The organism is Allobosea sp. P2_B12 (genome assembly GCF_056404835.1).
The window spans coordinates 496,714-510,171 of record NZ_JBFUDG010000001.1 but is presented as its reverse complement, the minus strand read 5'-3'; the positions used below and the strand labels follow the sequence as shown (position 1 = coordinate 510,171).

9 protein-coding genes are annotated in these 13,458 nt (G+C 68.0%); 3 read left to right on the top strand and 6 right to left on the bottom strand.

The genetic code is table 11. The features are described 5' to 3' along the window. Nucleotides 1-59 precede the first annotated feature (59 nt). The 4 genes from AC1DYU_RS02490 to AC1DYU_RS02475 form a co-directional block, all read right to left on the bottom strand. Nucleotides 60-1,715: a transglycosylase SLT domain-containing protein gene (locus tag AC1DYU_RS02490; protein WP_476790259.1), complete on the bottom strand. Its 1,656-nt coding sequence runs from the start codon at nt 1,713-1,715 to the stop codon at nt 60-62. Between the two features lie 127 nt (nt 1,716-1,842). Further along, nucleotides 1,843-3,399 carry a class I SAM-dependent methyltransferase gene (locus AC1DYU_RS02485; RefSeq protein ID WP_158486003.1) on the bottom strand — a complete coding sequence of 519 codons (1,557 nt, stop codon included), beginning with the start codon at nt 3,397-3,399 and terminating at the stop codon, nt 1,843-1,845. 134 nt (nt 3,400-3,533) lie between these two features. Further along, nucleotides 3,534-4,676 (bottom strand): OmpA family protein, encoded by a 1,143-nt coding sequence (locus tag AC1DYU_RS02480; RefSeq protein WP_476790258.1) that lies wholly within the window; start codon nt 4,674-4,676, stop codon nt 3,534-3,536. Nucleotides 4,677-4,813: 137 nt separating this feature from the next. After that, a complete protein-coding gene (locus AC1DYU_RS02475) occupies nt 4,814-6,355 on the bottom strand; it encodes a caspase family protein (protein WP_476790257.1) in 1,542 nt (513 codons plus the stop codon). Nucleotides 6,356-6,521: 166 nt separating this feature from the next. Between AC1DYU_RS02475 and AC1DYU_RS02470 the strand changes: the two genes are divergently transcribed. The 3 genes from AC1DYU_RS02470 to AC1DYU_RS02460 are packed head-to-tail and all read left to right on the top strand — an operon-like array spanning nt 6,522 to nt 10,213. After that, entirely contained in the window at nt 6,522-7,808 is a 1,287-nt protein-coding gene (locus AC1DYU_RS02470) for a DUF4399 domain-containing protein (protein WP_476790256.1), read from the top strand. After that, nucleotides 7,805-8,293 (top strand): DUF4399 domain-containing protein, encoded by a 489-nt coding sequence (locus AC1DYU_RS02465; protein WP_476790255.1) that lies wholly within the window; start codon nt 7,805-7,807, stop codon nt 8,291-8,293. Before AC1DYU_RS02470 ends, AC1DYU_RS02465 begins: the two co-directional genes overlap by 4 nt. Before the next feature lie 36 nt (nt 8,294-8,329). Further along, nucleotides 8,330-10,213: an SUMF1/EgtB/PvdO family nonheme iron enzyme gene (locus AC1DYU_RS02460; protein ID WP_476790254.1), complete on the top strand. Its 1,884-nt coding sequence runs from the start codon at nt 8,330-8,332 to the stop codon at nt 10,211-10,213. Nucleotides 10,214-10,243: 30 nt separating this feature from the next. On the opposite strand, the gene AC1DYU_RS02455 is transcribed toward AC1DYU_RS02460, so the two are convergent. Both AC1DYU_RS02455 and AC1DYU_RS02450 read right to left on the bottom strand, forming a co-directional pair. Further along, nucleotides 10,244-10,624: a hypothetical protein gene (locus AC1DYU_RS02455; RefSeq protein WP_158486000.1), complete on the bottom strand. Its 381-nt coding sequence runs from the start codon at nt 10,622-10,624 to the stop codon at nt 10,244-10,246. Nucleotides 10,625-10,706: 82 nt separating this feature from the next. Then, the gene (locus AC1DYU_RS02450) at nt 10,707-13,256 is read right to left on the bottom strand and encodes an autotransporter outer membrane beta-barrel domain-containing protein (RefSeq protein WP_476790253.1); all 2,550 of its coding nucleotides are present in this window, start codon (nt 13,254-13,256) and stop codon (nt 10,707-10,709) included. Between the last annotated feature and the right edge of the window lie 202 nt (nt 13,257-13,458).

The following is a 13,458-nucleotide window of genomic DNA, read 5'->3' as shown; positions in this document are numbered from 1 at the left end:
GGTCGGCCTTCGGCGATCACCGAAGGCATCCGTTGCTGCAATTTACCGACGCCGCTCGCTCACTTCTTGACGGGCGGGCGGGCGATGGCCTGTGCCGCACCCGGCCGCACCGTGCTGTAGCGGTCGAGGCGGATCTTGATCATGTCGTTGAACTTCTTGTGGACCTCGGAGACCGAGAGCGTCTTGGTTTCGCCCCCGGCCTCGGCATAGAAGATCGGCCGGTTGGCTTGCGCCGGACGCGGCAGCAGGTCGGCCGCCTTGATGTCGGGCTTCTCCTCCATCGTCTCGATGAAGGTCTGGGCGGCATCCGGCCCGAGGAAATGGATCAGGTAGATCTCGCCACCGGTCAGATGGCGCCCCATCGCCTTCTCCAGCCGGAGCGTGTCGCGCTTCAGCATTTCGCCGGCGAGCAGCGCCGAGAGATAGGGTTCGCGCCTGAGGTCGAGGATGCGTTGCCGTTCCGTCGCATCCGAAACGAAGAACTGCCGGCCGTTGCGTCCGATCAGCTTCACGTCTGCGGCGAGCCCGTGCTTGACGCCGAACTCGCTGACGACGCCGAGCCAGGTCTGCTCGATAAACTGATAGAGCCCGGTCGCCGACGAGGTCTTGGCCTGGACCGAGGTCGAGAACGAGGATTCCTTGTCGGCGACCGCCATCAGCAGCGTCGGGTCGGCTCCGACGACCTTGCCGGCCCGCACGATCGTATCGACGAGATGGCGGCGGATCTTGATCGGGCCGAAGGTCAGCAATTGTTCGGGATCGCCGCTGCTGGTGATCGGCGCCTTCGGAATCTGCGACCTTGGTCCCGACATCGCCTGCCCCGGCGACAGTTTCGGCGGCACCAGCAGGATGTTCGACGGCGGCAGCGCCAGCGGCACGCTGGGTTGCTCCACCGGCGCGGCGGCCTGCTCCTTGATCGCCGCCAGCGTCGGATCGTTGTTGAGCGCGAACTCCGTCGCCTGCCGCGCCGCCTCCAGATCGCTTTCGACGGAGGACAGGATCAGCGACGGCCGCGCCGCGGTCTGGAGTGCCGGCGCGGCCAGGATCGCGACCATCTCCGGGTCCGGTGGCGCCTCCTCCTGCTTCAGCTTCGCCATTGCGATGCCGAGCACGGCCGCGACGACGCAGACGGTGCCGGCGGCAAGCCCGATCAGCATCATCCGCCCGGACGCCTGCCGCGTGCCGGCAGGCGCCTGTCCGAAGGCGGATGGCGGCGGCTTGGCACCCGCCTCCTTCGCCTTCGACGGCTCGGCTTTCGCATTTTTGTCCGCGGTCTTGCCCGCCACAGGCGCAGCAGGCACGGCCTTTTCGCCCGCGACGAGCCGGCGCAGCGCATCGAACCAGCCGAGCCCCTGCCCCTCGAGGGCCACAAGATCGTCGACCAGCCGCCGCGCCGTGATCCCCGGCACCTTCGCCTCGCGCTCGATCAGGCCCGTCGCCGCCTTGGCCCCCTGCTCGGAGATCAGCTTGAGCGCAAAGAACCAGAGCTGCAGCGGGGTGCGGCGGTTGTCCAGGGCCGTGCCGGCGCCCGGCTGGATCATGTAGTTGCAGTGGCCACAGGAAAAGGCGCGCAGCTTCGGTCGAGGCTCGAAAGTCGAGGGCCGGCTGCAGGCCGGGCAGGTCATGCCGCTGCCGCCGTGACGCGCGCGCATCAGCGCATTGAGGCAGGCCTCTTCGGGAAACACGGCCTGGAACTGCTTGAAGCGTTCGCTCATCGGCCATCACCAACCGGGCCGGCGCAGCCCGCGGCACCGGCACTCCCGCGACACGGTATCGCCAGCGCGTGCCGCTGCGTCAGGATACGCCCGTGGGATGGCTGGCACAATCTGAAGCCCCTACCCGTCAAGCATGGAGCAAGCCGAGCCGCGCGACGTCCTTCAGATGCATCGCGACCTCCTCGGCCGTGGCCCGCCTGGGCAGGTCGCCGACATTGGCCCCCGAGCCATGGGCCTCGTCGAGGAAGGCGTTGAGATCGGTCAGCAGCATCTCCGGCGTGCGCGAGCCGTCGAGCAGGCAGACGAACTTGCGCACGATGACGCCGTCGAGCGCCACCATCCGATGGCGCAGATCGGTGACCTCCCGCGTCGTCGTCGCCTGCCAGCGCGCCACCTCGCTCGCCCTGGGTCGCTCGGCGACGACGGTCGTCAAAGGCGGCGCCTCCAGCGTGATGTCGAGCAGGCCCGCCTTGAAGATCGCGATCAGCGCCTCGTCGAGCCGCTCGATCTGAGCCTCGACATCGGGCCCGAGTTCATCCCCCACCTCCGCCACCGCCCGCGCCACGAGATCCTCAAAAGCGATGCTGGCCGGCCAGGCCGCGCTGAGCTGGCGCAGCGCCGATTTGCACAGATGCAGATCGACCGACAGCCGCACGCCCTGGTCGAACTCGAACCGGTCGACGCCCGGCTTCTGCTCCTCGCCCTCCGTCTCCATCACCAGACGGGAGTTCGCTGCGAGGTGGTAGGGCTTGAGCGCGCCGGGCTTGATGCCGCGCCGCAGCGGGATGTCGGCCCGGCAGAGCAGCGTCTCGCGGAAGGCGCGGCCGATCAGCAGGTCGAGCGACTGCTCCCTGTGCGCCGCCTCTTCGGTTGGGATTTCCGCCAGCATCGCCTGCGCCGGCCCCTTGGCAGCGCCATACATGTTGGGGAAGGAGGCCTCGGCCAGGAACTGCAGGCCATGTCGCTGCGCCGAGCCGAGAACATCGTGCAGGGCGAAGGCCCGCGCTCCCGGATTCAGGTCGTCGTGATAGAGCACGTTGTCGGGCAGGTCGGTGAGCTGCTCCAGCCGTTGCCGCAGCGCCGCCCCATGGAAGCTGGCGGGGTCGCTCGCCTCGGCGAAGGCCTTGAGCGAGGCACGCGCCACGCGGACGCGCTCTTGCGGATCGGAAATGTCACGCGTCGCGTACAGCATGACGTCGCGCGCCAGATCGCGCAGCCGGCAGCCGGGCAGCGCGTTGTAGCTGACATAGGCCAGGCCCTGCGGCGCGAGCAACTCGCCGAAAACCGCGATGATCTTCTCGCGCACGAAATCCGGCACCCAAGAATAGACGCCATGGACGAGGATGTAGTCGAACTGCCCGAGCTCTGCCGCGACATCCATGATGTCGCGATGGTGGAAGACGAGATTGCCGAGCTCGATCTCCGCAGCCGCGATCCTGGCATGCGCGATCGCGCTGCCGCTCAGATCGATGCCGACGAAGCGGCTGTCGGGATATTGCGCCGCCATCGGGATCAAATTGCCGCCCCGCCCGCAGCCCAGTTCGAGCACGCGCATGGCCGATGGACGCGCTGCTTCCATGCCGTGGAAATGCGCGATCGTCGAAAGCCTGGCCGGATGCGTCTGCGAGAAGGAATGCCCTGGATAGGCGACGGCATCATAGGGGTTCGTGGCCGTGTCGTTCATCGTCGCTGCCTTGTCATCCGCTCGATCGCACCGGCGCCATCCGAGCGCGACACCGGCCGCCGCGCTTCCTTCATTTGAAGGACCGCCCGCATTTGAAGCGCCTTCCTCGCAGGAGTGCCGAGGCCGGGCTCCGCTCAGCAGCCGATGACCTTGAACTCGACGCGGCGGTCGAGCGCGTCGCTGGCGTCGTCCTTGCCGGTGCCGACGACGTTCTCCTTGAAGCCCCGGCCGGTGGCGATCATCCGGCTGCGCCCGTCCGGCATGCCGGTCAGCAGCAGGTCCATGACGAACTGGGCCCGCATCACCGAAAGACGCTCGTTCAGATGCGGCATGCCGGTGCGCGAGGTGTGGCCGACGATCTCGAGGCAGGCGCCCTTCTGCCGCGCGCGGGTCGCGATCTGGCTGAGCCACATCGGATAGGGCTCGGTCGTCTGCGGATTGTCGATGAACTGGGTCGTGCCGGGCCGGAACAGCAGCTTCACCATGAGCTGGTCGCTGCTCAGCCCGTAATCGACCATGTCGCCGAAGGCCTCGACGGAATCGTCGCGACGCCCCAGCTTCGCATTGGCGAGATAGGTGCCGATGCGGACGCGGTGCTGGTCGCCGCCGGGAAGCCGCCGCGCCGTCCGGTAGAAGGCCAGTGCCTCGCGAAAATGCTGGGCCTCGTATTCGACGATGCCGTCATTGATCAGCGCGTTCGCGGTCAGGCGGTCGACATAGGCCGGGTCGATCGTGCCGCCGAGCGGCGTGCCCTGGCAGGTCTTCACATAAGCGTCGGTCGCCTGGTCCTTCGCCCAGACCGGCGAGTCGCGGTAATACTGCGTCGGGGTGACATCGACATTGTCGAGCGTCGAGCGCGCCACCCCCTTCGAGACGACGGTGCGCGATTTGAGATCGGCGAGCGTCAGGCAGATCCGGTAGGCATCGCGCGGGCCGTCGCCGCCCTGGTTGGTGATCGCCGTCAGCGTACCGACCAATACAATCGGATCGCGCGCCAGAACCTCGGCGCTGAAAGGCTGCACGACGAAGCGCGGAAAGGAGGCCTGGACCATCTCGGTCAGCGTCTTCTGCATCGCGCGTGTCGCCGCCGACTGCGCACCAGACGCCCCGTCGATCAGCGGATCAATCACCAGCTCGACCCGGTCCGCACGGAGATTGGCCTTGCCGAAGAGGTCGCTCGCGGCCCGCTGCAGGGCTTCCGTATAGGGCACGGGCGTCGGCGGCACCGGCGCCTGCGCGCTTGCGGATCCGGCGATCGCAATCAAGGCCATCGCCATCAGGGCAATCTCCCTGACCGGCTGGCGGGCATCACGGCGACGGAGCATCGACCACATGGATTTGTCTGCCAGTCAGTTCAGCGGGCGGGGCGCCGGACGAGCCGGCCCGGCACGGTCAGTCCGCGGCGATCGCAAGCTCAGCGGCACAGCTGCAACTGCTCCTTCGCCTGGGGCGTCAATTCGCCGAGCTGCGCCCGCAGCAGGATCTCGCTGCAGGTCGCCGCGCTCGGGGCCCTCGGGTTCTGCGTCCGCACGGTCTGCGCCCGCGGAGGCGCAGCGGGCGGCGCGATGATGGCAGGCTCGCCCACGGGGCGATCGATCAGGGAGCGCTCGGTCGGCGGCGGCAGAGCATTCAGCGAAAGGTTCGGCTGAAGCGGCGACGACATCGTCAGCGTGCCCATCCGCGCCGCCATCGCCTGCTCCAACAAAGCGCGCTCATCGGCCAGGCGGCGCTTCTCGGTTTCGAGCGACGCCAGCTCGCGTTCGCGCCGCGTGACCTCTTGCGCCAGGCGCTCGCGCTCGGCCTTGTCCTGAGCCGCGCGTGCCGCGACATCGACCGGCCTGACGGTGCCAGAGGCCGGCGCCTGGAGTCGCGTCGCCGGGTTGGGTTGGGCCACCGTCGGCGCCGGCGAGGCGGCCTCGGTCTGGCGCTTGGCGAGATCGGTCGCAGCCTGCTGACGGATCGCCTCGGCGCGCTCGACGCGCTCCAGCAGCGCCTTCTCGCGTTCGGCGAATTCACGCGCCAGGAGGTCGCGTTCCTTGGTTTCGGTCGCGCGCCGCTCGATCAGGTCGAGCCGGGTGCGTGCATCGATCGCAAAGAAGCTCGTCGGATAGCGCTGCACGAAATCCTTGTAGACCTCGGGATCGTCGCTCGACCGGATGCGGCGCCAGACGTCGCTGTCGGTCTCCTCCCGGTTGAGATAGAAATCGCCGAGCAGCGACAGCGACAGTTCAGGCGTCTGGCGCCCGCTGGTCGCGTCATAGACGCTCTTCTGAACGCGGCGGAACATCGTCGCGACCTCGAGACCGGGCTGCTCGATTTCACGCACCAGCGCGGCGGTGAAGGGGCTGTTGCGGCCGATGCCGTCCGCGGCGACATCATTGGCCTGCGTGGCATAGGCGATCACCATGCCCTGCGCCCGGGCCACGGGAGCAAGACCGCTGCCGACGGCGAAGCCGCGCGTCGCCTGGCGCTTGGCGAGCTGGCTCACGAACGGATTGTTGCGGCAGGCGTCGAGCACCATGATCTTGACGCCCTTGGAGAAGTTCAGGGCGGTCAGGACGTCGTTCAGCCGCGTCGTCTCGTACTGGACGCTGATCTCGTCCTCGACCCGCGCCTCGACCGGCACGAGATAGTTCTCGCCGTTGAACTGGAAGCCGTGGCCCGCATAGTAGAACATCACTGCGTCGGCATCCTGTGCCAGACGTGCGAACCGCGTCACCGCCTGGTCCATGCCGCGCTTGTCGAGATTGACGCCGTCGACCACCTCGAACCCGACCTTGCGCAGCGAGGCGGCCATGTCGCGGGCGTCGTTGACGGTGTTGGGCAGGACCGGGGCATTGCTATAGCCGGAATTGCCGATCACGAGCGCGACACGGCGCTCCGTCGCCAGCGCCGGCACCGCCAGCAACTGCAGCGCGAGGCCGATCAAAGCGCAAAATCTGGCAACGAGGATCATGGGGCCCTTCCTAAGGGAAACCTACCGCAGCACCTTGCAAAAATCCAGACCGAACAAGCTGTTCCGCAAGGGACAGGCAACAGCGCAAGCTCCGGTTATCAGCTTGCCCCTACGGCACTGCGCTGGTAGCTTTCGGCATAGTGGAGCACGCGAAAGGGACAAGCCGATGCGAAAAATTCGGCTCTGCCTCGTGCCGGCCGTTCTGGCGTTGGGTCTCGGGGCTCTCGCCAGCGCATTGCCGGGCCCCTCCTTCGCCCAGGAAAGGGCGAGAGCGCGCAGCACGGCTCCTGCGACTGTGAAGCTCGGCTTTATTGATCTGCCCAACAATGCCCGCGTGCCGGGCAAGCTGATGGTGCGTTTCTTCCTGACGGGCATGGACGTCGCTCCCGCCGGCCCGCCGCAGCGCAACGCCGGCCATCACCATCTCCTGATCGATACCGAGCTGCCGCCGCTCGACCAGCCGATCCCGAGCGATTTCAACCATGTCCATTTCGGCGGCGGCCAGACCGAGGCGGAGATCGCGCTCACCCCGGGCAAGCACACGCTGCAGCTCCTCTTCGCCGATCACGACCACGTCCCGCACAACCCGCCGGTGATGTCGGAGAAGATCACCGTCGAGGTCACGGCCGAGGCCGAGGAGAAGCCGCGCTCCGCCGCCGCGCCCGGCGCCAGGGTCTTCTTCGTCGATCTGGCCGACGGCGCCACGATCCCGCCCCGCTCCCGCATCCGTTTCGGAGCGCAGGGCATCACGCTGACGCCGGCCGGGACCAAGAGCGACAATGGCGGCCATCACCACCTCCTCGTCGACACCGAGCTGCCGCCGCTCGACCGCGAAATCCCCAGCGACTTCAACCATCTGCATTTCGGCCGCGCCCAGACGGAGGCCGAACTGACGCTGCCGCCCGGCGAGCACACACTGCAATTGCTGATGGGCGACCATGATCATGTCCCACATGATCCGCCGCTGATGTCGCCGCGCATCCGCGTGCGCGTGGTCGAGGGCGGGCAGGTCGCCTCCGCCGTCCAGCCCGCCGCGCCCGCAGCCGCGCCTGCGAGCGGCAAGCCCGCGCTGACGCCGGCCCCCAACGACGCGGTGGTCTATTTCGTCTATCCGCGCAACGGCGAGGCGATCTTCCCGAACTCGACCATCCGCTTCGGCCTGCGCAATATGGGCGTGGCGCCCGCCGGCATCGCCAAGCCGAACACCGGTCACCACCACCTCATCATCGACGCACCGACCCCGCCGCTCGACCAGGCCATTCCCGCCGATCTGAACCACATCCATTTCGGTGGCGGCCAGACGGAGCGGAAGGTCACGCTTCCGATGGGCCAGCACACGCTCCAGCTCATCCTCGCCGACGAGAACCACGTCCCGCATGATCCGCCGATCATGTCGGAGCGCATCACGGTGCTGGTCGCGCCGAATGGCAGGAAACCGGTGAGGCGTCGATGAAGCACGACACTCCGATCGCAAGCTCGCTCGCCCGGTCGCGCATCGCGTCGCTGCGCTATTGGCGCGCCATTGTCTTGCTGGCAGCTGCATTGATGCCGCTGGCCGGCACCGCCTTTGGCCAGTCAGCCCTGCGCCAGTCCGCTCCCAAGGGTGCGCTGGTCTATTTCCACTATCCGCTCGACGGCCTGCGCGTGCCCGAGCGCTTCACAGTCCGCATCGGGCTGAAGGAAATGGGCGTGGCCCCGGCGGGAATCGACAAACCGCTGACCGGGCACCATCACCTGCTGATCGACACCGAGCCTGGCCCGGCCGACCAGCCGATCCCCTCCGACTACAACAACATCCATCTCGGCAACGGCCAGACCGAGGTGGTGGTGACGCTGCCCAAGGGCACGCACACCCTGCAGCTGGTTCTCGGCGATTACACGCACACGCCCCATAATCCTCCGGTGATGTCACGCAAGATTACGGTGTATGTTCGGTGATATGATGCAGGTCGGTTGAGGGGACCTCCGGTTGGAATGAAGAACACGATGTCCTGGTTGCGCTGCCTGCCGTTCGTCCTGTGCGCCATGCTGGCCACCTCGCTACTGGCGACGCCGGGCCTTGCCCAGGTCGCTGACGCGAATGCCGGCCGGGTCGCGCTCGTTATCGGCAACTCCGCCTATCCGCTGGCTCCGGTCAGTGATGCCGCCTCGGACGCGCGCGCCGTGGCGATTGCGCTGCGCGAGGGCGCCTTCGACGTCGTCACCGCCGAGGAGGCGAGCGGCCCGGCCCTGCAGGACGCGATCGCGACCTTCGCCAGCAAGCTCAGGCACGGCGTCCAGGCGGTGGTGTTCTATTCCGGCCACGCCGTTCAGCTGCGCAACCGCAACTTCCTCGTGCCCGTCGATGCTCGGGTGCGGACCGCCCCCGAGGTCGCCCAGGCGGCTATCGATCTGGACATGCTGCTCGACGCGCTGATCGTAGCCAGGCCGGCCAGCGCGCTCGTCGTGCTCGATGCCAGCCGCGACAACCCCTGGCAGGCCGAGCTGGCCGGGAACGCCAACGCCAAGGGCCTGCTGCCGATCGAGCGCATGGAAACCATCAGCGTGATGTTCACCGCCGCGCCCGGCCGCACGGTCGCCGACACCGGCGCGCGCAGCAATCCGGCGATCGACGAGTGGCTGAAGGCGATCAGGACGCCGGGGCTCGACATGACCGCCGCGCTCGCCCGAACCCGCGAGGCGGTGGCCCGTCTGACGCGGCGCAGCCAGCAGATCTGGACGTCGTCGGAGCCGCCCGCCGGCCTGGTTGTCACGCCGATGGCGCGGCCGACCCAGGTCGCGCAGACCAGCCGCGCGGTGATCCCGCTGCCGCCGATGGAATCGCCTGCGGCCCGGCAGGACGCCTATGAACTGGCCTTCTGGGAATCGATCCGCGCGAGCGAGAACCCGGCCGAGTATCGCGCCTATCTCAACGCCTATCCGAACGGGCTCTTCGCGCCGCTGGCGCGCACGCGCGAGCAGCAATACGCACCGCGCCCGCCCGCCGTCACGGCTGCCGTTCCGCCGGCTGCGGCACCGCCGCGCCAGCCGCCACAACCGCCCGCCCCGGCCGGCACCGTCGCATCCGCGCGACCGCCGGCCGCGACGCCGCCGCTCCCCGCCCCTGCCCCTCCTGTGGCGGCACCCGTTCCTGCCGCGTCCACCGCCCGCACGACGCGCGATTGCGAGAATTGCCCGGAACTGGCCCTGATCCCGCCGGGCAGCTTCGAGATGGGCGCCAACGAACTCTACGAATTCGAGAAGCCGGTCCACGGCGTCACGATCCGCAGCGGCTTCTATATCGGCCTGCGCGAGGTCACCTTCGAGGAATGGGACGCCTGCGTCGATCAGGGCGGCTGCACGCATCGCCCCAACGACCGCAATCTCGGCCGCGGCAAGCGACCGGTCACCGATGTCCACTGGAACGACGCCAACGCCTATCTCGCCTGGCTCTCGACCAGGACCGGCCGTAAATACCGGCTGCCGAGCGAAGCCGAATGGGAATATGCGGCGCGCGGCGGCGCGGCGACGATCTATCCCTGGGGCGCCACCATGGTGAAGGAGCGCGCCAACTGCGTTGGCTGCAACGATCCGACACGCCGGCAGGCGATCGAGGTCGGGCAATACCCCGCCAATGGCTTTGGCCTTTTCGACATGGCCGGCAATGCTGCCGAATGGGTCGCCGATTGCTGGAGCGACAGCTACCGCACCACGCCGCGCGACGGCAGCGCCTTCACCGCACCGGGCTGCCGCGAGCGTGTGCTGCGCGGCGGCTCCTTCAACAATGACCCGCGCTATCTGCGCTCGGCCGCCCGCTTCAAATACGAGGCGGATGTGCGCTTCTACACCAACGGCTTCAGGGTCGTGCGCGAGCCGTAAAGCAGCGCGCACCGCGGCTTCCGGCCGGTCCTACTTGAACCAGAGCCGCAGCGGGATCTGGCCCTCGCCGCCGCAGGTCACGAAGATATGCGCGGTCTCCGAGAGCGTGCCAGAGAAGGCGCATGAGGAGCCGGCCAGCGTCATCTGCGCGGAGTAGCGCATGCCCCGCACGCTCATCCGGATATGGCCGGACTTCTCGGGCGTCTCACCCGGCCCGCACACCGCATTATGCTTCATCAGCAGCGATCCGGCCAAAGCGGGAGTGGAGCTGACAGCCGCCTTCTCTTCGGTCAGCGTCGCCGTGACATCCCATTCGCCGAGATAGCCGAAGCGTCCCGCGAGTTCGCGCGCCTCGCCCGCGCCGGACAGGACGATCAGAGACAGGATCGTGATCGCCCGGACCATCCGCATGCCGCCCTCCCTGCTGCCGGCGCACAGCCTATCACCGCGCCTGGGGGCGGCAAGACCGCGCCGGACTGTTAGGGAGATGTCCTCAGAACCTGACCGCGAGCACGCCCTTGAAGGCGTGGTCCTGGGTGTCCTCGGCGAGCTGCCCGGTATAGGCCACGCCCAGCGAGGCGCTCTGGCCGATGGCGAGGTCGAGCCCGGCCTCGACGACGGCGGCGTCCCGCGCGATCGGAAGGCCCGCGACCGTGAACGTCCGGCTGCCGGCGAAGGCGAGCGTCTTGGTCGGGTCGACATCGCCGAAGGCGTGGCGCCAGGCCAGCCCGCCGCGCAAGGTCAGGTCCGCGCCGTTAAGACTGAGGCTGGTCGAGGCGCGCAGCCCCAGCGTCGAGTAGCCCAGGCTGGTGTCGTCGCCCTGGCTGGCCAGCGCGGTTGCTCCGCCGGTCTCGCTGAAGCCGTCCGTGCGCAGGTTGACATAGGCGAGACCGGCGAAGGGCTCGAAGGCTACCCGTCCGAGCGCGATGCGGTAGCCGACTTCGCCGAAGACCTGCGCGGTCGCGGCGTCGTAATCGGCGCGCGGATTGCTGCCGATGAAGGCGGAGGTGACGGCCCGGCGCGTCTCGATGGCGTGCCAGGTGTAGCTCGCGCCGCTGCGCAGGCTGAGCGCCCCCCATTGCCCGCCGCCATAGAGGCCGAGATGGTAGTTGTCGCTCTCGCCCGAGGAGAGCCGCCCCGTGACGTCGAACTCGCTGCGGCTGTAGCCGGCGAGCACGCCGAAGCGCATCGTGTCGAACACCGCCGCATCGGCGCCGAGCAGGACGCCGCCGCTGGAGCGCGTCAGCTTGCTGGCGTTGCCGTCGCTGTCGGTCCTGCCCCAATAGCCGTAGCCCTGGCCCCAGACCGCGAAGCGGTCGGATTTCAGCGTCGGCATCGGCCCCTTGACGCTCGGGGCGAGGTCGGCGGTGAAGCCGTAGTTCAGTGTCGCCATCGGCTGCGCGCCGACGCCGCCGAAGGCCGCGCGCAGCCGGTCATTGACGGCGGCCCGCAGCAACCAGCTCTCGTCGATCAGCGCCGTCTTGGCCGAGGCGTGGATCTCGCCGGAGATCTGGTCGAGCGCATTGCGCGCGGCATCGATGCTCGTCTGGTTCAGCAGGCCCGACTGGACCGGATTGTTGGCCGGCAGGCTGTCGACGCTGTTGCCGACCTCGATCTGGTTCGGCGTCGTGCCGACCTCGCCCACGGTCCTTGTCTGGATCACCGTCAGATAGGCGTTGTTGACGTCATAGGCGTCGCGCAGGCTCAGGAAGGGCGTCATCACCTGCTCGCCGAAGCCGTAATTGCCGGTCAGCCCGGTCGAGCTCAGGATGGTGAAGCGCTGGCCGGCGACATAGGTCGCGCCTGTGTAATTCACGACGGAGATCGCGGCGCCGCTCGCCAGCGTCGCCGTGCCGTTGACCCGGATCAGGTCGGAGGTCGTCGTCGCCGGATCGAGCTCGACCTGATAGGTCGAGCCCGCCGCCTGCGCATAGGCGCCGTTGACGGTGAGCGTGCCGATCGAGTTGCCCGGCGTGATCCGGCTTCCCGCGAGCAGCGAGGTCGCGCCCACTGTGCCGCTGCCGCCGAGCGTCGCGCCGGACTGCACCGTCACCGCCGAACCGGCAAGCGAGCCGTTCACCACCAGCGTGCCGCCGGCAACATCGGTCGGGCCGGCGAAATCGCCGCTGCCGGTCAGGGTCCAGGTGCTGGTGCCGGTCTTCTCCAGACTGTCGAAGTTGCGATACTGGCTCGCACTGCCGAGGCCGCCATCGAGCGTCCAGTTGGTTGAGCCGGCGAGGCGCAGGACGTCGTTCGCGCCGGCGCCGTTCGCGACGACATTACCTTCGATGACCGAGCCAGCCTGCAGCTCCAGCGTGAGCGAGCCTGTCGTCGGAGTGACGCCGGCGATCCAGCCGATCGCATCGCTGCCGGCGCCGGCCCGAATCGTGCCGCTGTTGATGATATTGAGTGCCAAAGTGGCGGAGGTGGCGCCTATCGCGAAGTTGCCTGTGCCGCCCTCAATCGTGCCGGTGTTGATGATCTGGCCGGCGCCATTGCGCGCGGATATGCCACGGCCGCCAGTTGTTCCTGTCCCGCCGCGAATAACACCATGGTTCGTCAGCGTCGCAGTGGCTCCAGGACCGCCAAAATCGACGCCGGGGGCCCCGGTCCCCAAAATGGTGGTTCCACCTTGGACGAGCCCCATATTCGTTACCGACGCCCCGGCGCGAATGGCAAGAGCCGCTGCCGAAGTTCCGCCGTCGGTGCCCTGGAACGTGCCTACCAACGTTCTGACGGCACCGACTCCACTGATTGAGGTACCGCTGTTGGGGGTGCCGAAGAGAGTGAACCCTTGGCTGTCGATTGTGATGGGCTTCGTCGCAGTTGGTAAATTGCCGATAGCCGTAGTGAAATCAGCGGTCATGACGATCGTCGAGCTCGGATCGCCGTCGCCGTTCGCCGCAGTGATGGCAGAGCGCAGCTGGCCGTCATTGCTGACGTAATAGGTCGCGGCCAAGGCCGGCGCCGGCATCAGGCAGGCGATGGCCAGCGCAGCGCCGCTGACGCCCGCGAGCAGCGCTGTCTTGCCGATATATCTCATGCCTGCATCACGTCCGCCCACGCGCGCATCCATCAGTCGTCTCCTTAGGCATAGGCCAATGCAGATCGGCACCATGCCGGGATTCGGCCAATTCCGACAATGGTGCTCGCGCAACAATGCGAAACAGAAAGAACGGAAGGTTACGAAGGGCGGGCGATATATGACGACGCCGTGACGGCGTGCCGGATTCGACGCGCGCGAT